This is a genomic window from Paenibacillus oryzae (assembly GCF_001675045.1).
In the GTDB taxonomy this organism is placed as follows: domain Bacteria; phylum Bacillota; class Bacilli; order Paenibacillales; family Paenibacillaceae; genus Pristimantibacillus; species Pristimantibacillus oryzae.
On sequence record NZ_LYPA01000032.1, the window covers coordinates 100,198 to 125,757 of the forward strand.

A 25,560-nucleotide genomic window follows, 5' to 3' on the forward strand; every position below is an offset into this window, starting at 1 on the left:
ACCGTAACTATTTAACAACCTAAAGGAGAGTCCACATGCTGCATTACATCGACACCAGACAAGGCACAAACAACAAGTACACCTACTCCAACGGCAACGCGCTGCCTTATACGGCCGTTCCTTTTGGCATGAACCATTTTGCGGTGCAAACCGAAAACGAAGGCAGCTGGTATTTTAATCCGAACGACCGCGTATTTCAGGGCTACCGCCTGACGCATCAGCCAAGTCCGTGGATGGGCGACTTCGCGCATTTCCTGATGACGCCAATTGCCGATGACAAAATCCGCGGCACCGTCTTCACCTGCCAAAGCTCCTACCGTCCGGAGGAAGCTACGTTCAAGCCTAACTATGTAAAGGTGAAGCAGCAGCGCTACAACATCGTGTCGGAGCTGACTCCAACCTGCTACGGCGCGGCTATTCGCGTCAAATACAATTCGGTGCAGCAAGCGGGCTTTGTCATCAACGCCAAGCAAAAGAGCCAATTGACGCTGGACATCAAAAACCGTACCTTAAGCGGCTTTTTCAATAACTACTCCGGCTGCCGCGATGAAAATTTCGGCATTTACGCCGTGTTGACCTTTGATAAAGAAATCGACGCAGCATCTACCGGTTACTATGACTCCGAAGGCAACTTTACGCAGGCAACCGAGCTGGACGGAACAGACCGCCATTTCGTGATCCGGTTCCTGGATTGTGAAAGAGGCACGCTGCTGGCCAAGCTGTCCACCTCCTACATCGGCTTTGATCAGGCAAGCCTGAACTACAGCCGCGAGCTGGAATTCAGCTTCGAGGAGCTGAAGGAGCAAGCAGCGGACAAATGGAACCATTACCTGAATAAAATCAAGGTGAGCGACCGCGACGAGGAAAAGGTAAAAACCTTCTACACCTGTCTGTACCGCATGTTCCTGTTCCCGCAAAGGTTCTATGAGCTTAACGAAAACGGCGAGCCGATCCATTACAACACAACCGCCAAAGAGGTGCAAAAGGGCATTCTCTACACCAACAACGGCTTCTGGGATACGTACAAAACGGTTTATCCGCTTTATTCCTTGATCGCTCCGAAGGAGTACGAGGAAATGATGCAGGGCTACCTTAATTCCTACCGGGAAACAGGCTTCCTGCCAAAATGGCTCTCCCCCGACGAGCGCGGCCTGATGCCGGGAACGCTGATCGACGCAGTTATTGCGGACGCTGCCAAAAAAGGCATCGGCATGGACATGATGCCGGAGATGCTTGAAGCGATGCTGACTGCCGCAACGACGCAAAGCCAGAAGGACGGTTACGGCCGCCAAGGCACGATCGACTATCTGAAATACGGCTACGTGCCGCTGGATTACCATGAGAGCGTCAATCATACGCTGGATTACGCCTACAGCGATTTCTGCATCAGCCAGGTGGCAAGCGTACTGAACAAAACCGACGTAGCGGAGAAATATAAGCAAAGCTCCTTGAACTACCGCAATATTTTTGACAAGGAAACGGGCCATATGCGCGCCAAAAGCAAGGACGGCGAGTTCCGTCCGGGCTTTAGCGATACGAGCTGGGGACTGGATTACGCGGAGGGCAGCTCCTGGCAAAACGGCTATGCCGTATACCACGACTTCCAGGGCCTGATCAACGAGCATGGCTCCAGCGACAAATTCTTTGAAAAAATCACGGAGCTTTGCAACAAAGCGCCGGACTTTGATGTCAAGGGCTACGGCTTTGAAATACACGAAATGAGCGAAATGGCTGCTGTCGATTTCGGCCAGGTGGCGATTTCCAATCAGCCAAGCTTCCATATTCCGTATCTGTTCAACTATGTGGGCCAACCGGCTTCGTCGCAAATCGTCATTAAACAAATCATGACGCATCTGTTCAACAGCGGGTATGACGGCTTCCCTGGCGACGAGGACAACGGCAGCATGTCCGGCTGGTACGTGTTCAGCTCTATGGGCTTCTACCCGGTTTGCCCGGGCAGCAATGAATACGTGCTGGGCATTCCGTTGTTCGACAGCGTAACGGTGGAGCTCGCGAACGGCAAGCAGCTGCAAGTCAATACGGAAAACAACAACCCGCAATCCAACTTTGTCAGCAAGCTTGAGGTGGACGGCGAAAAGTATACCAAGCTGTTCATTACCCACGAGGACATCATGGCGGGCAAAACGCTGGACTTCCGCCTTGGCCTGGCGCCAACTCACCGGAGCTACAGCGCAGACGAGCTTCCGTTTTCGTTAACGAAGAAGTAGAGTAAAAATAGCAAAGTCTCAAACAATAAAAAGCCGGCTGAAAAAGCGTTCCCCATTAGAACGCGGTGTTCAGCCGGTTTTTTTGGTTTTTTGCTTGCTCATATACTTACTTTTTACTCAACCCGCTAATTCCTCGCTTAGCTCGAGGTAAATGTTTTATGAAAAAGAGAACTCTTGCGAATGTCGTATGCAGTCTGTTCTTTTCCATCGTATTAATCATAAACTGCGTTATCGCTTATCAAGCAGCGGGAATTAATTCAGAGTTGATTGTTATCTCGTTTTTTGCTGCATGCATGGCTACTTATTCAAATATATTGTTATCGAGAAAAAAAATTATTTATCATTTATCCTCACTCATAGGAAGCTTGTTACTGTTGATTGCGTTAATCATCATAACAGTTAACCAAATGCCGCGATACACATATAACGAAGCAACAACGATGATTTTGCACAACTTACCTGAAAACGCAAATGTAGAAGCTATCCATACTAAAACCAAAACAATGAAATCAACTAAAAAACTGAATTATTTTTTAAAAAGAGGATATGTAATAAACATGCAAATTAACAATCAAAAAGTATCTTTCTTTTTCAATCCGATTAACGGCACATACATGGAGATAAATGAACAATAATCACTTTACACCAAAAAGCGGCACTTTTAGCGTTCTAATAACACTGAAAGTGCCGCTTTCTTTATTGCCAATTTGCTCACCCTCTCCTGCTGACCAGCAGCAAAACAAAGGAGATGATAATAATAGCCCCCGTCCATAACCAAGCTATCTCCATATTGCCAGAGTCAACCGCAACATAGATGGCTGTAGGAAGGGTCTGGGTTTTTCCGGGGATGTTTCCCGCAATCATTAACGTGGCGCCAAATTCCCCAAGGCTGCGGGCAAATCCGAGAATATAAGCCGTTACAAGCGAGCGAAACGCCAGCGGAAGCGTAATATACCGCAATACCTGCCATTCATTCGCCCCGATGGAGCGTCCGGCATCCTCCAAATCCCGGTCTATGGATAAAAAACCTGTTTTCATCGTTTGATAAACCAGCGGAAAAGCAACCACAACCGCTGCCACAACCGCTGCCCACCATGAAAATACAATCGGCGCGTCAAACAGCCATTCGATCCATTTCCCGAGCCAGCTTCTGCGTCCCAGCATCACCAGAAGCAAAAAGCCAACAACCGTTGGCGGAAGCACCAACGGCAGCATAAATGCCGTTTCCACAAAAATCTTGCCTCTAAAGGAGCGGCGGGACATCCAATGAGCAACAGCTACACCAATAACAATAACGATAATACTGGAGAGCAGCGAAACCTGTAAGGACAGTTTGATTGGAAGCCAAAAATCATGCCAGTTAACCATCATTATTCAGCAACGGAAAATCCGTATTTTACAAAAACGTCCAATGCTTCTTGCGTTTGCAAATACGCGTAGAAATCTTCAGCTTCTTTGGCGTGTTTGGTTGCTTTTACGATACCGATCGGGTACTGGATGGACTTGTAGGTCGATGGATCAACAACAAATGCGATTTTCACTTTATCCGACGACAATGCATCGGTTTTATATACAAAACCCGCATCCGCGTTGCCGGTTTCCACATATTGCAGAACCTGCCTTACATCCTTGGCCTGAACTGATTTGGACTGGAGCGTATCCCACAGGTTCAGGGCTGTCAAAGCTTCCTTCGTGTAATTGCCAGCCGGTACGCTTTCCGGAATGCCAATAGCAATGGTTTTTACTTCGGCATTGCTCAAGTCCTCAACCTTCTGAATCAATGCGGCGGAATCCGCAGCGGCAACCACAACCAATTCGTTCTTCAGCAGGTTTGTTTGCTGGCCGGAATCTACTAATCCTTCATCAACAAGCGCGGTCATATTTTTGACAGCGGCTGACAGGAATAAATCGGCAGGCGCTCCCTGCTCAATTTGCTGCTGTAATGCGCCGGAAGCGCCAAAGTTAAAGTTTAGCTTTATGCCGGAATGATGGGCTTCATACAGCTTTTGAATGTCGGCCAAGGCATCTGTCATGCTAGCGGCAGAAGAGATGGTAAGCTCAACCGTTTCAGCGGGCTTCTGACTCTCCTCCGGCTGATGGCTTTGCTCCGATGCGCTTTCTGAGGAAGCAGTCGCAGCTGCCGGCGCATTACCATTTGCATTTTGAGAACCGCCGCAGCCTGTAAATACTATCATTATCGCAGCAAACAGCAGTATAAGCCATTGATTTTTAACCCCATTAAACATATGAATCCCTCCACATTCTCCCTCAAACAAAACAAAACTAAATCATACACATCATATCTAAACAAAACTATACTCCATCAATATATATCGTTTCATGATATGAATCAATGCTTTTACATCACCTTCATATCGATTTCATATAATTTGATTCGATTTGATATTATTTGGGCATGTGCATTTTTAAACACAAAAACCTCTCCAACATTGAAGAGGTTAAATGGATAATTCCATTTCAATTGTCCTTATTTTGTAGTATGTACAATTAGCGATTCATCTTCATGACTGTACTTCTCCTTGTAAATAGTCATCAAGCCGGCCCGGTTTAATTCCTCGACACGCATTTCAGACTATGCCTCCAGAAGCTGCATCCCGTGCTTCGTCAACCGGATAAAGACACTTCGCCTATCTATCGGCAGGATTGGGAAATCTCGACAATCAAGGAGCAGCCCCGGGAGGCACACTAAAAGTGGTTGTTCCAAGTCTTACACATAATTTGGATAACCAACAAATCTAAAGTCTTTGCCAAGCTTCTCAACGCTAAGATCGTCCAGCTCCACCGCATCGCTCATTTGCGGTAAACCCATGCCTGCCAAGAAAGATGGAGCATTGCGGCCTCCAATCAGCTTTGGAGCCATATAAAGGATTACTTTATCAATAAGCCGATGTTCAAAAAAGGAAGCGTTCACCTCGCCGCCTCCTTCTATGAGAAGGGAGGAAATCAGCTCCTTGCCGAGCGTATGAAGCACCTCCGCTGGATGTACCCTGTCGTCTTGGTCCGTAACAAAAACGCGGACTCCAGCCTCCTCAAGCGCTTTTTTCTTCTCGGAATCATGCCGGCTTGTCGTAAATACCCATGTTGGCGCTTCTCCGTCGGTTACGACCCTAGCGTCCAACGGAAGCCGCAACGTGGAATCCATAATGACCCTGACGGGATTTCTCCCGTTTGGCAATCTTGTCGTTAGCTGCGGGTCGTCCTTGATTACGGTATTGGCGCCAACCAGAATCGCGGCGTGCTGATTACGCAAGACATGAACGTCCTCACGCGCGGCATCCGAGGTGATCCATTTGCTGTGAAACGAATGGCTTGCGATTTTCCCGTCCATCGTAATAGCTGTTTTCAACGTGACAAACGGCGTTTTTTCAAGGATGAACTTGTTGAACACTTCATTCATTTTTCGGGATTTTTCCTCGCAAACGCCAACGATGACTTCAATTCCGGCTTCTTGCAGAATAGCTACGCCTCTTCCCGAAACCAAAGGATTGGGATCCAGTGTGGCGATCACAACTTTTTTAATGCCGGCTTCAACAATAGCTACCGCGCAAGGTCCGGTTCGGCCATGATGGGAGCAAGGCTCAAGCGTAACGTAAATCGTAGCGCCCCTTGCATGCTCGCCTGCCATACGAATGGCATGAATTTCGGCATGGGGCTCTCCTGCCTTCATATGAGCGCCAACGCCTACAATGCGATTGTCATTAACAACGACAGAACCAACCAGGGGATTGGGATCGGTTTGTCCCTTCATCGCCATCGCATTTTGCAGCGCCAGATCCATATAAAATTCATGATTAGTCATTGTTGCAGCAGTCCTTGTCTTCGCCCATGCCATCCTCTTCGTTTAAATGGCCGGAGCGATGTATTTTGGTTTGCAGATACTTTTCATTATACTCCGAAACATCTCCCCATAGCTGCACCCGTCCTGCAACATCCAGACCGGCTTTGCCCAATGCATCCAGCTTTCGAGGGTTATTCGTCAGAAGCGAAACTGGCTTGCTCCGCAGCGTTTTCAGCACCGCAATGGCATCGCTGTAATCCCGCGCATCATCAGCAAAGCCAAGCTGAAGATTGGCATCCACCGTATCAAAGCCGTTTTCCTGCAAAATATAAGCAAGAGCCTTGCTGAAAAGACCGATGCCTCTTCCTTCATGGTTGGCTAAATAAAACAAAGCGCCGCTTCCATGCTCCGCGATTTGCTTCATAGACTGCTTCAATTGGAAGCCGCAGTCGCAACGCTTGCTGCCAAAAATATCGCCAGTATGGCAAATGGAGTGAAACCGGATCAAGGCGCTTTCCTCCTGCTCGAAATCTCCGTAGACGAGCACGCTAGACTGCTGAAGCTCGGCCAAATTAACAGCGGACAGCTTGGCGACGATACGCTCGAAATCCTCCGTTACCTCCTTGCAGTTCAACCAGCAGTACCATTTGAACTCGATGGTTTGCCCATCCAGGTTAACCGGCAGCTTAATGGGACCAACCAGATAAATAGCCCCTTCATCCTTTTTAATCAGCTTAATTTTCGGTTGCAATAAGGACAGGACTTTTGGGTCTAAGGTTTTTATGGCGGGCATAAGTATGTCTCCTTTTCCGGGCTATATAAGTCGAACAAAAAAATGCAGCGGAGATGCCGCCAAGTGAAGCGACTTATACAGAAAAATGATTGTTGTCTTAATATGTGTAAAAACAACGCTTGTACTCCCGTCATCCGTATGTTGATGTACATAGGCAGTTTTCACCGGGATATGATATAAGTCATAATAAATTAATATTTGTATAAGTAATTTATTATAAGTTGGCAGGCAAGTCAATAGGTAAATCGGCGCTTAGCATAGAGAAAAGCCAAGCTGGCCGGAATGTTGCGCTGGCATGCTTGGCTTTATCTGCTTCATTATGACGGATCAGATTTCATTATAGGCTTCTTGCGCAGCTTCGTAGCTTGCTCAAAGGAATACGCTATGGAAATAAGCTTGGCTTCGGCAAAAGCTGTTCCGGCAATAGTAATGCCAAAGGGCTTACCGTTAGCCAAATATCCCGCAGGCACGGCAACACTGGGATACCCGGCCCGGGCGCTCAAATCCGAGCCGACATCGGCCGCAAAAAGGATCGCGTCCAGATTATCGCGCTTCAAGGCGTAATCAATACCACTGTCCTGAGCCTGAAGCAAGTCGGATACAGATTCCATAATATAGTCTTTATTTTTAAGAGCGCCGCTTAAACCCGCCCGGTATTGCAGCATATCTTGACCATAACGGAGCGCATGCTCCTTATGCTCCTCGTTCCAGGCAATAAGCTCATCCAGAGAATGAACAGGGGCATGAGCCGGAAGCTTCTGCAAATAACGATTAATGCTGTGCTGAAACTCCAGGTTTAGCTTATTCCACTTCCAAGGCCCGTCAAAAGAAGGAATTTCGATGGACTCGATCACCTCCGCGCCTCCCTGGCGAAGCGTTTCGATGGCATCATTAAACAAATTTTCGTCATAGGAGGAAAGCTCACCCTCCGGAGCCTTCCGGAATACTCCTATCCGAGCGCCCCGCAAGCCATCCTTATTCAAGAAGGTGGTATAGTCCAAGCTATTTCCGTTATTAGCAGGATTGCGCCATGTCGCCGGGTCCTCTTCATCGCGGCCTGTCAGCGCTCCCAATAATACAGCCGCATCTGTAACCGTCCGGGCCATTGGCCCCGCCGTATCCTGACTATAAGTGAACGGAACAACTCCCGTACGGCTGATCAAACCAACCGTAGGTTTGATGCCAACGACCGATTGCTGCGTTGCCGGGCTCAAAATAGAACCTGTCGTTTCCGTTCCCACCGCAGCCGCAGCGAAGGTCATTGCAGCCGCTGCAGCCGAACCCGTGCTGGAGCCGCCTACAAAGAAGTCGCCATAGGGATGACGAACCTGACCGCCCATTGCGCTATATCCCGCCCACATCGTGGAGGACATGCCGTTTGCCCATTCCGTCAGGTTGGTTTTGCCAAGCAGAACGGCACCCGCTTCCCGAAGTCTTTTGATCAAAAAAGCATCCTCCTGCGCCACATGCCGGGACAGCGCAAACGCACCGGCAGTTGTCCGCATTTTATCCCTTGTTTCAATATTATCCTTGACCAGAATCGGAATGCCGTGCAGAAGCCCCCGGCTTCCCTGGCTCTGCCGTTCCAGATCAAGCGCCTCCGCTATAAAAATAGCGTCGGGATTCACTTCCAGAACCGAATTGATGCAAGGTCCGTCCTGGTCATAACGGGCTATGCGGAGCAGATAATAAAACACCAGCTCCCGCGAGGTTAAGCTCCCATTCTCCATAGCTTGCTGCAGCTCAAGAATGGTGGCCTCCTCCGGGTCCAGCGAAAGCGTAATGAGATGATGCTCTTCATTCATTGGTTATACCCCCGGCTTTATGGATAATTGGAAAAGCTACCCTGATTTTAATTTGTCTACACGCCCTCTTCCCCTTCCAATGTGAATTATGATAAGCAAATTCGCGATATTATTAAGGCTGCAGGGGCCTGAATTCGGGCTTCCGAACATCCCGGCATAGAGGACTGGACGGGAAAGGGTGTCTTGAGGGCGAGCTTTTTTGTCCGCTTTTATCCACTACAGATAGGATCAAAATAAAGCGGACCGGTTTTGCTGAATTGCAGATAGTATCGTCTTACTCTACCTTCAAAACATATTGTGCAATATTTTTGCTATGGTCGCCAACGCGCTCCAGATTGTGGATTATATCCAGAAAAATCGCTCCGCTATTGCCGGTGCAGGCGTTCTGGTTAAGCCGGTTAATATGGGCCGTTCGATATTCCCTCTCCATCCGGTCCAGCTCCGCCTCGTGAAGAAGCACCTCATCGGCCGCGCTCCGGTCATGATGCTCAAGCGCATATATCGCCCGCTCCACGGCCCGGTCGGCCAGCTCCAGCATGTCCCTCAGCTGCAGCTCCGCATCCTGTGATATTTCCACTTTGTTATCCGCGCAATATTGAGTCAGCTCCACGATGTTTTCTGCATGGTCGCCAATCCGTTCAATATCATTTACCGCGTGCATAAGACCGGTCGCCCGCTCGGACTCCGCCTCCGGCAAGCCGTTTTGGTGAATTTTCACCATATAATCCGTTATTTTTCGTTCAAGCTCATTGACTAATTGCTCCTTCTGCAGAGCCATGGCGGCTGATTTTGCATCCCGGCGGAAAAAGTATCCGGTAGCATCCTCAAGCGCTTCCCTTGCATATTTGCCCATGCGCATAATTTCATGCTGGGCCTGTCCCAGCGCCATAGAAGGCGTAGCCAGCAGCCGGAGATCCAGAAATTTTGGCGCAAACTCCAGCTCTTCCATTTTGCCCGGAACCATTTTGGTCACGATCCAGGCCAGGAATGGAATAAGCGGGAAGAAAATAATCGTATTGGCTACATTAAAAAAGCCGTGCGCATAAGCGATTTGCATTCGAACGTTAATGTCCGGCCCAATCCACATCAGCACATTGTAAACCAGAGGCAGCGAAATCATAAAGAGAATAACGCCAAGCACATTGAACATAACATGCACCAATGCCGCGCGTCTGGCTGCAACGGTGGCGCCAATGGAAGCGATTATAGCCGTAATCGTCGTTCCAAGATTATCGCCGAACAGGATCGGCAAGGAATGGCGGAAGCTGATCATGCCTTCATCCGCCAGCGTTTGGAGAATGCCGATAGCTGCTGTAGAGCTTTGAATAATAACAGTAAAGATAGTTCCCGCAAGAAGCGCTAATACGGGATATTCCGACATGTTTACGATAAAATCCGAAAAAGCGGGCAATTGGCTAAGCGGCTTGAGGCCGCTGCCCATCGTGGATAAACCCAGAAACAGCATGCCGAAGCCAAATACAACCTGACCTATGTACTGTACCTTTTTTCGGCCGATAAAAAAGAGCAAAATAGCTCCAAGGCCGATAATGGGCAGCGAATACGTTTCAATTTTGATCCCCACGATAAACGCCGTCATCGTTGTCCCGATGTTAGCGCCCATAATGACGCCGATCGCTTGTCTTAACGTCATCAAGCCGGCATTGATTAGCCCGATAGCCATAACGGTCGTGCCTGTTGACGACTGAATTAAAATGGTAACTCCGATACCAAACAACACACCCAAAAAAGGATTAGACGTATACTTGGCCAGTACATCTCTCATTTTGTCGCCTGCCGATTTCTGAAGCCCGTCCGACATATATTTGATGCCGAATAAAAAAATGCCGAGTCCTCCTGCAAACTTAAAAATTACATCCTGCCAATTCACTCATTCTCCCCCTATACCCAAATGATAGGAGCGCCGTAGAAGCGCCTCCCCCATTATAAGTAATTTACAAAACATTAATAAACCCTTTTTCGACAAAAAGTTAAAAAACCGGCCGTAATGTTGCCGGAGGGAGATATCCCGATTCGGAGCACATACTCCAGCGTCAATGATGCGCTTCGCGATATTTTGCAATCCAGAACGCTGGGACGAATCGTTGTTAGCCTGATTTAGTTGAGTCCCCGCCCCGAACAAACTAAAAAGCCGCCCTATAGGCGGCTTAATCGGGGCAACTTATTAACTGCATACTACTATCTCTTTGCTATCTCAGGCTTACACTTCTTGCTTCCACCAGCATGTGCTGCCAGCTGCCGCTTGCCGCCTCATATTTACTGCTAGTCTGCTGCTTTTCTTCCCTGCAGCTTCCGCCTCTTTACGTCTTGGAAAGCTCAATAAAGCCTTCCCCGAACACATCGCGCACATCATGAATCGTAATAAAAGCGTCAACATCCTCTGCCCGCACGATCCTTTTCAGCATGGGAACCTCCTGCTTGCTAATGACGATATACAATATTTCCTTCGGATTTTTTGTATAATAGCCATGCCCCGACAGCACGGTTACGCCGCGGTCCATTTTTTCAATGACCTGCTTCGCGATATTGTCCTGCTTGGAGGATATAATCGTAATCGCTTTTTTGGGATTAAGGCCCTCAATCATAAATTCCATCACCTTCGTGCCAACAAACAGCAGCACGATCGTACACATAAGCCCCTTGGCTCCAATAATGAAAAACGAGGAAAACGCCACAATCAGATCAAAAAACAGCAGCGCGTAGCTAATGCTCCAATCCAGATATTTGTTGGCGATCCTCGCCAAAATGACCGTTCCTGCGGTTGTGCCGCCGACGCGTACAATAAGCCCTATGCCAAGTCCCGCAAAAACACCTGCAAAAATCGTATTGACCCAAAGCTCGTCGGAATTGATGCTCCAGCTTTCTGTAACATGCAGAAACAGAGAGTTGAACAGCACCGTTATGATCGTATATACCGTTGTCGTTTTATCCAGAAATTTATAACCCACAATGAGCAAAATGCCGTTCAGAATCAGGTTCATCAACCCCGGCGACCACTGGAACAAATAATACAAAATAATCGTAATCCCCGTAACCCCGCCTTCGGCCAGATCATTGGGAATAACAAACAAATTGACCGCCAAAGCGAAAAAAAACGCGCCAACCATCAAACAAGCTATATCCACTATTCGTTTCTTCATGCTGCATTCCATCCAATTCTTCAAAAAAATCAGCTTGCGCACAGAGCGTACCTGTTGTTCCATAACGCAAAAACGTCTCTTCGCGCCCATAGCTGTCAAGTGGTGTTACCTATGCCCCAGCAATGATTCTAACAGGAGTCGCAAAATTTGTATACAATATATTTTGTTAACGGCTGGAAAACGCAAACAGCCTCGCCCTGAACCCCTCAGAGCGAGACTGACGAAAAGATTACGATGGTTTGGCCGTTCGCCGCTTGGCTGCCGCCTGATCTACAACAAGCTGGATTTCCCGGAGCGTGGAGTCAAGACTTTGTCCGCCTAAATAGCGGTTTACCGCTTCCTGGATTTGCGTTTGCAGCGTTTCCGTTGAAACCGTATGCGGCCAATATAGCACCGCATCTTCTCTTGTGACGGCGGCCGCAATCTGTGCCGCCACGGGATTGTCTACGCTTGCCGTCACGATGGAGGGAACAGCCAAAGCGCCGGCCGCGAGCTTTTCCTGTGTGGACTTCCCCGTCATAAAAGCAACAAACTTTTTGGCCTCCTCGGGATATTTCGTCATGGAGTTAATGACTCGGTAGGTGCCGACGTTAATGTTGGGAACCGTCTTCTCCCGCCCGGGAACCATCATAAAGCGGATGTCATTACGGGGATTGCGCTCCTGAATGCTGGGGATGTCCCACGTTCCCGTAATGATCATTGCTGCTTTTCTTTCGCCAATCAAGTCCTTGGCTTGCTCATGCTTCAGGCTTTGCCAGTCCGGGGGAACGTAGCCCCGGTCTATTATTTCCTTATGCATCCCGATCGCTTCCACAAAGATAGGATCGGTGATTTTGATCTCTCCCGACTCCAGCTTGCGGGTCCATTCCTGATCCGCGCCATTGTTGGACATAATCGAACCCCAGAAAAACTGGGCGGTTGACCACTCCGCATCCATGGCGATAGGAATGATTCCTTCCTCCTTAAGCCTTTCGCAAACCTGCAGCAGCTCATCCCATGTTTCCGGGACCTCCAGCTCAAACCTGTCGAACAGCACCTTGTTGTAGAGCAGCCCGTCGCTATGCATAACCTCCGGCGCGCCATACACCTTGTTGTCGATGGTGACAGGCTTTAAGGAATTAGGAAAAAAATCGTCCAGAAACTCCGAAAGCGTAAGGTCCAGATAAATGTCGCTGCGGAGCGCCCGGAATTCCTCGAACAAGCTGGGAGACCATGTATCGAACACATCCATCTGCTCGCCGCCAAGCAGCCGGATTTTGATACCCGCTGTATAGTTGTTATTTTGGATAAAATCCGTTTCAATCTTGATGGAAGGATTCTGCTCCTCAAACTCCCTGATTGCATCATAATAAACCTTGCCCGCCTGAGCCGTATCCAGCAAATAGCTGGAATATCGCAGCGTGATTTGCTCGCCGGACGTCTCGTCGTCACCGTTATTAATCATGGATGTGTTCAAATTGCCGCCCGTGCTTTTACATGCGGGCAGCAGCACGATCAGCAGCATGATGCCAATAAATTGTCTCCAGCTTTTTTTGACCATGATGCCCAAAACCCCTTTGGTCATCTTTTTTTAAGTTGAACAAAAGAATTTTGGCAGGAGGGCCGCCATGTGAAAGGTTCTTCCGATCGTAGTTGTTCCCGGATTTCCTTAAATAATAGGAGTTAATGGTGAAATCCGGGAACACAAACGAGCGCTTCGCTTCTCCAGAACCATTCACACTCTGGCCTGTTGCTTATTTCGATTGTTCAACTTATATCATTTCATACGCGTTCCATATAATAGAGCGCGGATGCAAAGTCGCCTGTGCCGTTGCACAGCTCTTCCTTGCGGATTACAATCCCCGCGTTCATCAGCTCATCGCCGTAATGGACCCGGCTGGAATCATCGTTGATTCTGTAGCTAAAGTCGCTCTCCAGACCGGCAAGCTTCATTCGCTTCCAGCCTTCATTAACCCCGTTAAGTACCCGATAATACCCGGCAAGAGCTTCCGTTTTGTCCTCCGATACGACAATCCAGCCCGTAACATTGCCGCTAAATGGACTTAACAGCCGATAGAAAACACCCTTCTGGATAAGCTCCCGATGCCGCTTTGCAAAGGTGATTTGCCGCCTTACCGTCTCTCGTTCGTCATCGGTGAGATGGTTCAGGTCCAGCTCATAGCCAAAGGCGCCAAAACAAGCCACATTTGCCCTTGTTTCAATCGGCGTTATCCGTCCAAGCTGCTGATTCGGAACCTCGGATACATGAGCCCCCATGCTGCTCAGCGGGTACACAAAGGAGGTGCCATACTGAATCTTCAAGCGCTCCACCGCATCCGTATTATCGCTTGTCCACGTCTGCGGAGCGTAATAGAGAATGCCGGGATCAAATCTTGCGCCGCCGCTAGAGCAGGATTCAAACAATATATGCGGAAATTCCGACGTCAAGCGTTCATATAAATCATACACCCCAAGGATGTATTTATGGAAGACCTTTCCTTGTCCGCCAGATCCCGCTGTGGCGGAATAACATTCCGTAATGTACCGGTTCATATCCCATTTAACATAGCTGATGGACGCTCCCCGAAGAATGGAGGACATTTGCCGATAAATTTCATCCACTACCTCGCGGCGGGAGAAATCCAGCACATATTGATTTCGGGACGGTGAGGCGGAACGCCCCGGCGTCTCAATGATCCAATCGGGATGAGCTCTGTACAGATCACTGTCCTTGTTGACCATCTCCGGCTCGAACCAGAGGCCAAACTTCATGCCCAAAGCTTCAATTTTGCTCGCCAGTCCATCTATGCCGTCCGGCAGCTTCTCCGGGTTGACGCTGCTCCAATCGCCAAGTCCGGCAGCATCATTGTTGCGGGCTCCGAACCAGCCGTCATCCAGAACAAACAGCTCGATGCCCAGCTCCTTCGCCGTCCGGGCGATGCCCAATATTTTGGATTCGTCAAAATGGAACGAGGTCGCCTCCCAATTGTTTATGAGAATCGGCCTGACGGAATCTCTCCATTGCCCTCTCGCCAGTCTTGTACGGTAGAGCTGGTGAAAGGTTTGACTCATGCCGTTTAGTCCCGCGTCGGAATACACGATCACCGCCTCCGGCGTTTGAAAGCTTTCGCCGGGAGCCATCGGCCACTGGAAGCCGTCGGGATGGATGCCCATCAGCACCCTCGTAGCATGATGCGTATCCACCTCGGCTTGCGCCAGGAAGTTTCCGCTGTATACAAAGCTGAACCCGTACACCTCTCCCGCATGCTCGTCTGCGGAAGGGCGCTTCAGCGCCAGAAAAGGATTATGCTCTGCGCTGCTCGCTCCCCGAAGACTATAAATTCCTTGCACCCCTTGCTTCAGCCCGCCAACAACAACATGCCGCTCCCGGCTCCACGCTCCGGCGAGATTCACCATCTCGAAGTCATCGTCGGGAAGGTCGACGCACAGGCTGAGCGCGCGCGTCAATACCAGCTCATGGCTTCCGCGATTAATAAAACGCACGTGTCGCGTCAGCACGGGACTGTCCCGGTAAATGCTATAGCTCAGAATCAGCTCCGCGTCGATTACTTCATCGTATAGCGTTATTTCCAGCGTTTCCGCCTCTTGGGGCTGCTCCGTATATGTCGCCGGCAGCCCTTCAAGCTTTCTTTTGCCAAGGAAGATATCATGGGACTTATATTGAAAGCAGGTAATACGGCTTCCGTTTTCTTGCAGAATCTCAAACGCCGGATAACGGAAATCGGTCGTTCCGTAGGAGGGATATTCCTGCTTCGTATGCTGCAGCGAAAGCTCGTAGTCGTTTTCGAACACATAAGCGGCAAGCGAACGCAGCTCTCCCTGCAGAAGATGCCGGAACGTCTCCCGCTCCTTCACCCTTTTGCCAAAATAGAGATTGCCAAGCTGCCCATTGCGCAAAATGCCGATTACATAGCTGATGTCATCATTAAACAGATGAAATTCTCCAGAGGCTTCGTTAAATCGTATCGTCATTCCATAATCTCCTCTTTTAGCGAAATGATCTCCCTTGTCCGCGCCTTAATACCGCTGGCGAATGCTTCCCATTACTGATTACAGCTTGCCGCCGCTTGTGGCGACCCCTTCAATAAATTGCTTCTGGAAGATGATATACAGCACCAGCATAGGCGCAATCGCCAATACGGAAGCCGCCATCAGCTCGGGATAATCGACCGAATAGGCTCCCTGAATCTTGGCCAGCGCCGACGATAAGGTGGCCGCATTGGAATTGGTATTCACGATCATCGGCCACATCAGGTCCTTAAAGGCGAACAATGCGGTGAAAATACCAAGCGCCACCATGCCGGAGCGAACGAGCGGAAGCATAATCCGGACAAACGTTTGTCCGATGTTGCAGCCGTCGAGCTTTGCCGCCTCCTCCAGCTCCTTCGGCAAGCCCATAAAAAACTGGCGAAGAAGAAAGGTGCCAAATGCGCTTACGAGGCCGGGGAACAGCAAGGCAAAAATCGTATTTCGCATGCCAAGCGAATCCACCATCAAATATTGCGGAATGATGAAAATTTGGGTCGGCACCATCATCTGGAACAGCACCAGTCCAAAAAAGAAGTTGCGGCCCGGAAATTTCAGGCGGGCAAACGCATAAGCCGCCATCGCGCTAAACACGATGGAGCAAGCGATTCTCAAAAACACCATAGCGAACGTATTCCAGTACAGCCTGAAAAAGTTGTTTTGCTGAAGCACCTCGACATAATTTTCCCACTTCCAGACCGAAGGAAAAAACACAAACGGATTCATAGAGGTGGATTCCGTTACCGTTTTGAAGGAAGTCAGCAGCATCCAGCCAAAAGGCAAAATCATAAGCGCAGCTCCGGTAAAAAGCAATAGATGAACAAACAAGCGGGTAAGCCGTTTTTGTTGTGCCACAGGATTCAACCTCCTTACATGTAGTTAACCCATTTTTTTTGCGCTCTCATCTGGATAAAGGTAATCACCATAATGATCAGGAGCAGCAGCATAACGATGGCGGAGCCGTATCCTTTGTTGGAATATTTAAAGGAGTTGTTATAGAACAAATAAACGAGTGAAACCGTATTGTTATAGGCCGGGCTCATGACGTCAATCATCATGTAGATCACGTCGAATACCTGCATGGCCTGAATAAGCGAGGTCACGATAACAAAAAACAAGGTCGGCGATAACAGCGGCAGCGTAATCATAAAAAATTGCCGCATTTTGCTCGCTCCGTCAATATCGGAGGCTTCGTAATAATCCTTTGGAATTTCCTGCAATCCCGCAAGCAGCAAAACCATGTTATAGCCGATAACGCTCCAGATTCCGATAATGGCGATGGAAAAAAGAGAAAGCTTGGGATTGCCTACCCAATCAACGGCGTTAATGCCGATGCGCGAAAGAACGTAATTGATCAGTCCGAAATGCTCGTTATAGAGCCATCTCCATACCATCGTAACCGCAGCCGGGGCCGCAACCATCGGGATAAAATAAATGGTGCGGTAGATGGACTTGCCTCGAATTTTTCCGTTCAGAAAAACGGCGACAACCAGGGAAAGCGCAATGCTGGTCGGCACAACGAGCAGCGCATACAGAAGCGTGTTGCCAACCGCATGCCAAACCTGAGCATCCTGAAACATTTTGACGTAATTATCAAAACCGACATAAATGTTGCCGCGGCCGAAATCGCCGCTTTTATGGAGACTGAGAAATGCCGTTTGAATAATGGGAATGATATTTAATACAACAAGTCCAATAATAGTTGGCGCGATCAGAAACCAGCCCCAGCTCCATTCACCCCATGTTTGTCTGGAGATCCGTTTGGCTGCTAGTCTATTCATAGTTTTCCTCTCCTATCAAATGGGGCTGTCCGAAAAGTCTATTTCGGTGAATAAATATTCAACAAAACCGGTACCTGCAGGAAAAGGGTGTCTTGGAAGCTCAAACATTTTTGCCGGCTTTATTTTGATCCTATTTTTTAGTGGATAAAAGCCGGCAAAAAAACTCGCCCTCAAGACACCCTTTCCCCTCCGGTCCTCTCTGCTGAATAGTTATTCGTTTCACGTGACTTTTAGGACAACCCCATGAGGTGTTTCTGCTTGTAACGGGACGTTTCCTTATTTCTCTTGGGCCAGGCTTTCATTCATAACCTTGGCTGCGTTTTTGGCTGCTTCTTCAACGGTAGCTTTACCCGTAAACGCTGGCGCAAGGGCTTCATAAGCTTTATCTTCCCATGTCGCCGTTGTGTTGGAGTAAGGGCGGATTACGCCATAGTCAACCATATCGACAAAAGCTTTGATATTAAACGTTTTGTTGGAATTCAACCAAAGATCGGCTGCGCCCTTGTAGGCCGAAATTGCGACCCCAAGCTCCGCCTGACGCTCCTGGCCTTCCTTGGAGCTGAGGTATTCAACAAATTTCCACGCCTGCTCAGGATATTTCGTATTATGGGCGATAGCATGGCCCAGACCGTTGTAGATCGAAGCCTGCTTCTCTTTTTTCGGCAATACGGCAACATCGAAGTTTTTCGCCATATATTCGTTTTCAGTAAAGCCGGACAAGTTCCAGGAGCCGAAGAAGCCCATTGCTACCTTGCCGTTTTTAATCAGCTCGCCGCGTCCTGCATCATCAAATACAGCTGGGGAAAGTCCTTCCTTGACCAGGTTGATGTAAAATTCGAGCGCTTCAATCGTTTTAGGATCGTCATAGCCTGAACGCTTGTCGTCCGTAATGATTGTGCCGCCGTTCTGGTAAACAAAGTTGTAATAACCCTCCTGATTGTGCATTGGAGCGAGAACGCCGTAAACATCGTCCTTTGTCAGCGCCTTTGCCGCGCTGTGGAGATCATCCCATGTCCACGATTCGTCCGGATACTTCAGCCCTGCGTCATCAAACATCGTTTTGTTGTACCACAAGCCGATCGTATCAAAGTCCTTCGGAACGGCGTATTGCTTGCCCTCGAAGTTGTAGATTTGGTTCAAGCCTTCCGGGAAATTCTCCAGCTTGACGGCTTGGCTGGCTGCGATCTTGTCATTAAGATCAAGCAGCATGCCGTTAGAGGCGTAGCGGTAAATTTCATTGGAGTGCATCCAGAACACATCCGGCAGTGAGCCGCCTGTCGCCCCTGCTTCAAGCATGGTCCAATATTCGCTCCAGCCCGTCACCTCGATATTGATTTTGATGTCCGAATTGGCCGCTTCAAACTCGTCCGCGATCGTACGCAAGCCCTTTTCCTGATTGGAATCCCAGATAGCATACGTCAGCGTAACCTTCTCTCCGCTTCCCGAATCATTGCCGGGAGTAGCCGTAGCTTCCGTTTGTGTTGCGGGCGTCGAATCAGCTGGACTCGCGGATGGAGTGGCATTGCCGCCTCCGCTGCATGCCGCAAGCGAGGAGGCGATAAGCCCCAGCGTTAATGCTGCAGTTAATTGTTTTTTCACCAAAAGGCCCCCTAAATGGTTGATAGTGTGTTGGTTCGTTACGCTTTCATCTTAGTGAATTATCGCCGGAAGCAAAATCAAGGATATTTACCATCCCTTTTCTTTTCTTTACTTTTTGCCGGGCAACAAAAAAAGCGCATAGCTTTCTATGCACTTTCTTTGTCGTTTGGTGTTTTATCTTTACATCACAGCCCCGCGAGGTTATCCCCGGTATTCCTCCGGGCTTGAGCCGGTCATTTTTTTGAACAGCTTGCTGAAGTAGGTTGTGTTCTGATAGCCCACCCGATTCGCCACCTCATATACCCGCATATGCTTATCCTTCAGCAGCGATTGGGCTCTCTCGATTCTGATCCGGGTCAACAGGCTAATAAAGTTTTCTCCCGTTTCCTGCTTGAATACCCGGCTTAAATATGAGGCGTTAACGTTAATGGCGTCCGCAACGGTTTGCAGCGAAATATCCTCGGCGTAGCTCGTCATAATAATTTTGCGCGCTTGCTCCGCATAGCTTTGCGGACGATCGGCGCCACCGTTCCGGTTATGCCGCTGACACTCCTCCAAATAGCGAAGAGCAAGCCTGTGCATGCCGTCCAGCGTTTCCTCCTGAAGCAAAAGCTCATAGACGCTCGCCTCACCGCCCCCAAGCTCCGGAAGGCTGGGATAGCAGGAGGAGATAACGGACAGGAGAGAAATATACGCCTTGCGCGCGGCATGCTCGCTATAGCCCTTCTCCTGCAGCTCCAGCCGCACGGCATCCATGTAGCGAACAGCTCCCTCCACGCTGCTCTCCACCTCCAGGCGGAACCTCCGCTCCTCGTCCTGCGAAATGGAATAGGTGTCCAGACGCCGGGACTTTTGAGTGATTTGATCGTAATAAGCGATTCGCGTAGAGGAATCAAAAAAGAGCTCCCTCGCTGCAATATCGGCCTCCCGATGCGCCCGCTTCAAGCCGCCGAAGCCGGGAACAACCGAGCTGACGCCTATTGCCGCCGTAATGTTAAGAAAATCCTTTAACGAAGCCTGAATTTTGGCAAATAGCCGATTGCAAAGCTGCATGTCCTCCTGATCAAGGAAATCGTTCTCCATGTTCAGAATCAGCCAATATTCAGCGGAATTTTCCACGATGATTTCTCTTCTTCTCTTGCGGGAGACAAGCTCCTCCATCATATTAACAATGGAATAACGCAGCAGCTTCTCGTCCTGCTCCACGTATTTTCGGCGCAGCTGATCGAAGCGGTCCACCCTCAGCTTTGCCAGAAGCATTGGACCCTGTTGGAGAGCTATGCCCAAAGGCCCGCTTTTTTGAATGATTTCCGCTTCGTCCCGAAAGCCGCTAACCAGCTCCTTGAACAAGGTTTCCTTCAAAAAGCCGATGCCTTCCTTGACATGTCCCTTAAGCGCCTCCGCTTCCCCCTGCATTGAATTTTGAGCAAGCCGCTTCTGGATTTTGCCAAGCGCGTCGATCAGCTGCTGCGGCTTGATGTCGCTTTTGATCAAATAGTCCGCAGCTCCCAGCCGGACCGCCTCCTGAGCATATTGGAATTCATCCAGACAGCTAAGGATAATATATTGGCAGCCCTCAAACCTGCGGGAGTTTTCCCTTATTAGCTCCAGCCCGTCCATAACCGGCATTTTGATATCCGTTATAATCAGCTCCGGCCTGTGGAGCTCCACAAGCTCAAGCGCCTCCTTGCCATTGGCCGCTTCCCCGATAATTCGAAAGCCCTGCTCCTCCCAATGAATCATGGATTTTAAGCCAATTCGCATCAGCAGCTCATCATCTACGATCAGCACCTTTTTCATGCCTCATCGCCCCCTTTCCGGTTCTGGGAATCGTGATGGTAAATGTCGTTCCCTTCCCCTTCACGCTGTCAAACGTAATGCCATAGGCTTCGCCAAATACTCGTCTAATGCGGCTGTGCACATTATAAACGCCAATGCTGCCGGAGGGGCTTGCCGGCTCCTTCAATGCCTGCCGCAGCGCCAGAGCGGTGTCCTCGTCCATCCCTATACCATTGTCGCTAACAGCAATAATGAGGTCATGCTCGCCATGGGGCGCCACCGTTATCGTCAGCAAGCCGTCCTCCTGATCCGCTATGCCGTGGAAAATGGCATTTTCGACAAGGGGCTGAATGCTAAGCTTTAAAATTTCATAATGCAGCAGCCCCTCGTCCAATTGATAGTCCACCGATATGCGATTAAAATATCTGACCTTCTGTATGGTCAAATAGTGGACGATATTGTCCATCTCCTCGCTGATCTTCACTATTCGGTTTTCGACCTTGGAGGAATAGCGCAAAATGGAGATTAACGCCTCCGTCATTTCCACAATTTTATCCGCTCTTTGCATAGAAGCGATCCATTTCACCGAATTCAGCGTGTTGTACAGAAAATGGGGATTGATCTGCGCCTGAAGCGCCCGGATTTCCGCCTCCGCCTTTTCCTCCTGCTCCTGATAGATACGTTCAACAAGCTGCTTCAGCTCGGACGACATATGCTCGAAGCGTTTGGCAAGAAGCCCGATTTCATCATTGGAGCGAACGGAGGGCAAATTGTCGAACTTGCCTTGCTCAACAAGAGTCATATTTTTCATAAGCTGCTTGATCGGCCTCGTAATTACATTGGACAAATAGATGGAGCTAATAACCGCAAACAGCACCAGAGCGATAACAAGCGTCCACAAATTCCGCATCAGCATATTTCCTTCAACGGCAAGCTCCTCTACCGGCATATACAGATAGGTGGTCCAGTCATGCTGCTCGAAGGCGGAATGAATAAGGATATAGCTTTTGCCGCCCGATCTCACAACCTCTCTCGCCTGCTCCTTGTTGATTTGGTCCTTCAGCGGAAAAATCTCGTTAAATGGACGGTCAATGCTGGCATAGTTACTGTTGAAAATAACTCTGTCATTTTCATCCACAATAGTAAAGGCAGACCTGTTGCTCTTCTGCAGACGTTTGTTCACCTTGTTAATAAAGTCGATGTCGATGCTTACGACCATAACGCCAAGCAGCTTGCCGTCCTCCAGATCGAATATTTTGCGAAGATGATAAATCGCCCAATTGTCATCCTGCTTCGTCTGAAGATCGATGCGGGTGGGCAAATCTCGAATAATATCGCTGGAGTCCAAAAAATCGCGGAACCACTCCTCGTTACGCGGATGGTACGTATAATCCACCGGCTTGTTTGTGCTGACGAGCAGGTCCCGGCCTCCATTGAGGTTGTAAATATAGACGGAAAAAGCTCTCTCCTTCATCGTGATGTAGTTCATCAGCAGCTGCGTCGCCTGATTTCCATTGCTCTGCGAGGCGTTGCCCAAATAGTTTTGCACCGGATAATTTTCCTGCGATACGGCGGAAACATAGCTGTTGATGCCATAGCTGGATATGAGTGAAATTTGTTTGATATCATCCAGAAATTCCTCGATGCGGATATTGGATTGCTTGGTAATATCGGATAACAAATCGGTATATTTGCTTTGGAGCATTTGTTGGGAGGAGATATAAGAATTGATAAACATAATGATGATCGGGATGAGAATGGAAAGAATAAACAGTAGCGCCATTTTGTTCTTGATGCTTATAAACTGGAATTTTGGATACAAGAGAGGACCTCCATGGCCAAAGTTAAACCTTGTCTCTATGATAGTCCCAATCGCCCAAACTTGGCTAGCTTACCGTTAAACAAGTAAAAAAAAGGACCATACAAAGTCAAAATTGTTCACTCGGGGATGGAAAACCGGGCCAAGGCAATCCCTTGGCCCATAGTTCCCTGCCGCCAGTTCTTTATTGCGCTTATCCGGCTGATGCGCCGGGCTTGACTTATTTTGCAGCCGCCTTGCTTTTGATTGAAACGAGTCTCTCTTTGTCCAACAAAACAATAATGGCCGGCAATACCGTAAGCGTACTAATGAGACACAATAAAGTGTCCAGCACCGTGGATATGCCAAAAACGCGCACAACCTCAAAATTGGTAAACATGAGCGCGCTGAATCCGCCGATAACCGTCAAACCGGATGCAGTAATAGCCCGGCCGACCTTGGTCATGGCTTTCAGGATAGCCTGATCCGCTTCTAGGCCATTTGCCTTTTCCTCCAGATAACGCTCCATCAGCAAAATGGTAAATTCCGTCCCGATACCCAAAACAAGCGCACCTAAAACCGCCGTTAGCGGATTAATGTCAATGCCAAGAATATAAAGGAATGCAACTGACCACCCGTTAACCAAAATAATCGGCAATATCGGAAAGAAGGCGCGTTTAATATTGCGGTATACAATAAATAGTCCGACCAATATGGCAAGAAGCCCGCTAAGCAAGGATGTGTGCCTGCTATCTGTAAGACCGTTCAAGCTTTTAACCTGGAGAACTTGTACGCCTACCGGGTGAGCTTTTATTCCGCTGGGGGGGTTCATCTCCAGTTCCAGCTTGGCAAGCAGCTCCTCTTGTGCCTGAGTATCCATATTAGCCAATGTAAACGTCACACGGGCCATATGATAATCCGAGGAGAGAAACCGTGATACCATTTCCTCCGGCGCCTGATCCAGAGTAGAATGAATTTGCTCTGGGCCGGAATCCAGAATATCGCTTTGAAGGGAGGTCAATACATTTACAATACTGGAGGCTTCTTCAATCTCGGCGTATTTATGTACGCTGTCGCTTTGAAATTGACTGATCCATCGCAAAACCTCAGGCTCCCTGACATCCTCTCCTTCTATCATCCAATCTATTGTCAATGTGCTGCCTACGACATCGCGTATTTCATTCATGGCCAGCGAGGCCGGCGCATTCTGAGGTATTAACTTTTCAATATTGCTCTCAACGTTCAGCTTGTTATCAAGGCCAAATCCAATTGCCGCAATAAGCACTGGCGGGATAAGAAACCAAACCGGCTTGCAAATAACCGCCTTGGCCAGTACCGATAACCCCCGCTCAATCAATCCTGACGCATTTCTTTCTTTGGAGCGCAGCTCCTTACGATCTCTCAATGCCAGAACAGGTAGCAGCAGCACAAGCCCGATGATATACATAATAACAACGCCAATAGCCAGCATAAGACCAAAATCTTTAACCATTGGCATTGCCGACAGCAGCAGCGTCAAAAATCCAACCGCCATAATCAAAACGGCCGTTCCCACTGCCGGCCCCATATGGCTGATCGTGCTGGTTACTGCCTTCAGCACATTTTTGCTTTTGACGATTTCCTCTTCATAGCGGTTATGAAATTGCAAGGCAAAATCGGTCCCCAAACCAATTAAGATGGGCAATAACGCCATTGTCGCAATGCTTAAAGGCATATTTATATATCCCATCAAACCAAATGTCCAGATCATGCCGACTAAAATAATAGGCAAGGAGATCAGACGTGAACGAACAGGGAACACTAGCGCCAGCACAACAATCATTAAGAGAATGACGGTTAGCAGCATAGTCAGAATATCGCTTTGAATATAATCCTCCAACGTTTTGGAAATAGCCGGAATTCCCGAAAAAATCATCCTGGTCCCCGGTATGGCATGATTATTAATAACCTGTTCGACTTTATCGGTGACAGCAGCCATTTCCTGCATCGTTAAATCACTGTTCAACTGAATTTGAAATAACATATTGTCTCCATTTTTGGGAAGCAATGCAGCAAAGGCAGGTTGAGGCGTATTATTTTCATCCAGCAGCGCAAATCGAACAAACTTTTCATTAGCTGCAGTAAACTCCCCGATCCCCTCCATTTTTGAAAGCTGTTCACCGTATTGCTCCTGGATGCTCTGAAGCACCCTTGCTTTTGCTTCCTCGACCGCGGCTGTCAATGCCGCTTCATCTCCGCCGGCGTCCGTAACCTGCTCAGCCGCTTTTGCGACTGCTGTCTCCATGGCTTCCGCTATTTGCTGCTCCATTTGATCAGCTTGATCTTGCGCTTGCCGGGCAACTACCTCCGCCATGGAGATTGGACTGCTTACTGAATATACGTTATTTACCTTAGTTAAGTCATTCTGCAACCCGGACAATACAGCCAAAGATTCCTGCTTGAATAATTCAGCCTGCTTCCCTCGAACAAGCAAAACCAGACTTTCGCCGCCAAATTTCTCTTGAAATCTGGCATGGTTAATCGCTACCGGGTGCTCATCCGACAACAGCATATTCACACTGGTACGAATCTCTATTTGACTCAGACCGTATCCCATTACGCCAGTCAAAACCATTACGCCTACTACAAACCAGATCGCATATTGAGTCATCCATTTCCCTAATGTCTCTGACATTTTACTCAACGTATCATCCACTCCATCTGTTTAGTCTGTTTCATCACAATACACAAAAGACCCAAAAACTAAGCACGTTACCTTCTTTCTTCTGCCTCACCTCCTTAACGATATTTACAC

General features: G+C 48.7%; 17 protein-coding genes. 2 read left to right on the top strand and 15 right to left on the bottom strand.

Going from position 1 to position 25,560, the window contains the following annotated elements:
* The first annotated feature begins 35 nt into the window (after window positions 1-35).
* A complete protein-coding gene (locus A7K91_RS05435; RefSeq protein WP_068680480.1) occupies window positions 36-2,228 on the top strand; it encodes a GH92 family glycosyl hydrolase in 2,193 nt (730 codons plus the stop codon).
* 158 nt (window positions 2,229-2,386) lie between these two features.
* Window positions 2,387-2,863, top strand: coding sequence for a hypothetical protein (locus A7K91_RS05440; RefSeq protein WP_068680482.1), 477 nt, complete (start codon window positions 2,387-2,389; stop codon window positions 2,861-2,863).
* 76 nt (window positions 2,864-2,939) lie between these two features.
* Here the strand turns inward: A7K91_RS05440 and modB are convergent, their stop codons facing one another.
* The 15 genes from modB to A7K91_RS05520 form a co-directional block, all read right to left on the bottom strand.
* Entirely contained in the window at window positions 2,940-3,596 is a 657-nt protein-coding gene (modB, locus tag A7K91_RS05445) for a molybdate ABC transporter permease subunit (protein WP_425415644.1), read from the bottom strand.
* 2 nt (window positions 3,597-3,598) lie between these two features.
* Window positions 3,599-4,474 (bottom strand): molybdate ABC transporter substrate-binding protein, encoded by an 876-nt coding sequence (gene modA, locus A7K91_RS05450; RefSeq protein WP_068680486.1) that lies wholly within the window; start codon window positions 4,472-4,474, stop codon window positions 3,599-3,601.
* 482 nt (window positions 4,475-4,956) lie between these two features.
* Window positions 4,957-6,048 carry a bifunctional diaminohydroxyphosphoribosylaminopyrimidine deaminase/5-amino-6-(5-phosphoribosylamino)uracil reductase RibD gene (gene ribD / locus A7K91_RS05455; RefSeq protein ID WP_068680488.1) on the bottom strand — a complete coding sequence of 364 codons (1,092 nt, stop codon included), beginning with the start codon at window positions 6,046-6,048 and terminating at the stop codon, window positions 4,957-4,959.
* Complete coding sequence (locus A7K91_RS05460) at window positions 6,041-6,820, bottom strand: GTP cyclohydrolase II (protein ID WP_068680493.1); 780 nt, start codon at window positions 6,818-6,820, stop codon at window positions 6,041-6,043. The genes ribD and A7K91_RS05460 overlap by 8 nt, the downstream gene beginning before the upstream one ends.
* 317 nt (window positions 6,821-7,137) lie before the next feature.
* Window positions 7,138-8,625, bottom strand: coding sequence for an amidase family protein (locus A7K91_RS05465; RefSeq protein WP_068680495.1), 1,488 nt, complete (start codon window positions 8,623-8,625; stop codon window positions 7,138-7,140).
* Window positions 8,626-8,899: 274 nt separating this feature from the next.
* Window positions 8,900-10,513: a Na/Pi cotransporter family protein gene (locus A7K91_RS05470; protein ID WP_068680499.1), complete on the bottom strand. Its 1,614-nt coding sequence runs from the start codon at window positions 10,511-10,513 to the stop codon at window positions 8,900-8,902.
* A 430-nt stretch (window positions 10,514-10,943) separates the two neighbouring features.
* Window positions 10,944-11,783, bottom strand: a complete 840-nt coding sequence (locus A7K91_RS05480; RefSeq protein WP_068680602.1) for a YitT family protein — start codon at window positions 11,781-11,783, stop codon at window positions 10,944-10,946.
* Window positions 11,784-12,012: 229 nt separating this feature from the next.
* Window positions 12,013-13,323, bottom strand: a complete 1,311-nt coding sequence (locus tag A7K91_RS05485) for an ABC transporter substrate-binding protein (protein ID WP_068680505.1) — start codon at window positions 13,321-13,323, stop codon at window positions 12,013-12,015.
* A 221-nt stretch (window positions 13,324-13,544) separates the two neighbouring features.
* Window positions 13,545-15,755 (bottom strand): alpha-galactosidase, encoded by a 2,211-nt coding sequence (locus A7K91_RS05490; RefSeq protein ID WP_068680507.1) that lies wholly within the window; start codon window positions 15,753-15,755, stop codon window positions 13,545-13,547.
* Between the two features lie 78 nt (window positions 15,756-15,833).
* A complete protein-coding gene (locus tag A7K91_RS05495; RefSeq protein WP_082967258.1) occupies window positions 15,834-16,598 on the bottom strand; it encodes a carbohydrate ABC transporter permease in 765 nt (254 codons plus the stop codon).
* 80 nt (window positions 16,599-16,678) lie between these two features.
* Window positions 16,679-17,590, bottom strand: a complete 912-nt coding sequence (locus A7K91_RS05500; RefSeq protein WP_068680510.1) for a carbohydrate ABC transporter permease — start codon at window positions 17,588-17,590, stop codon at window positions 16,679-16,681.
* 276 nt (window positions 17,591-17,866) lie between these two features.
* Window positions 17,867-19,189: an ABC transporter substrate-binding protein gene (locus A7K91_RS05505; protein ID WP_245697260.1), complete on the bottom strand. Its 1,323-nt coding sequence runs from the start codon at window positions 19,187-19,189 to the stop codon at window positions 17,867-17,869.
* 201 nt (window positions 19,190-19,390) lie between these two features.
* Entirely contained in the window at window positions 19,391-20,989 is a 1,599-nt protein-coding gene (locus tag A7K91_RS05510) for a response regulator (protein ID WP_068680513.1), read from the bottom strand.
* Window positions 20,964-22,790, bottom strand: a complete 1,827-nt coding sequence (locus A7K91_RS05515) for a cache domain-containing sensor histidine kinase (protein ID WP_245697262.1) — start codon at window positions 22,788-22,790, stop codon at window positions 20,964-20,966. The genes A7K91_RS05510 and A7K91_RS05515 overlap by 26 nt, the downstream gene beginning before the upstream one ends.
* Window positions 22,791-23,007: 217 nt before the next feature.
* The gene (locus tag A7K91_RS05520; RefSeq protein WP_068680515.1) at window positions 23,008-25,440 is read right to left on the bottom strand and encodes an efflux RND transporter permease subunit; all 2,433 of its coding nucleotides are present in this window, start codon (window positions 25,438-25,440) and stop codon (window positions 23,008-23,010) included.
* Window positions 25,441-25,560: the final 120 nt, after the last annotated feature.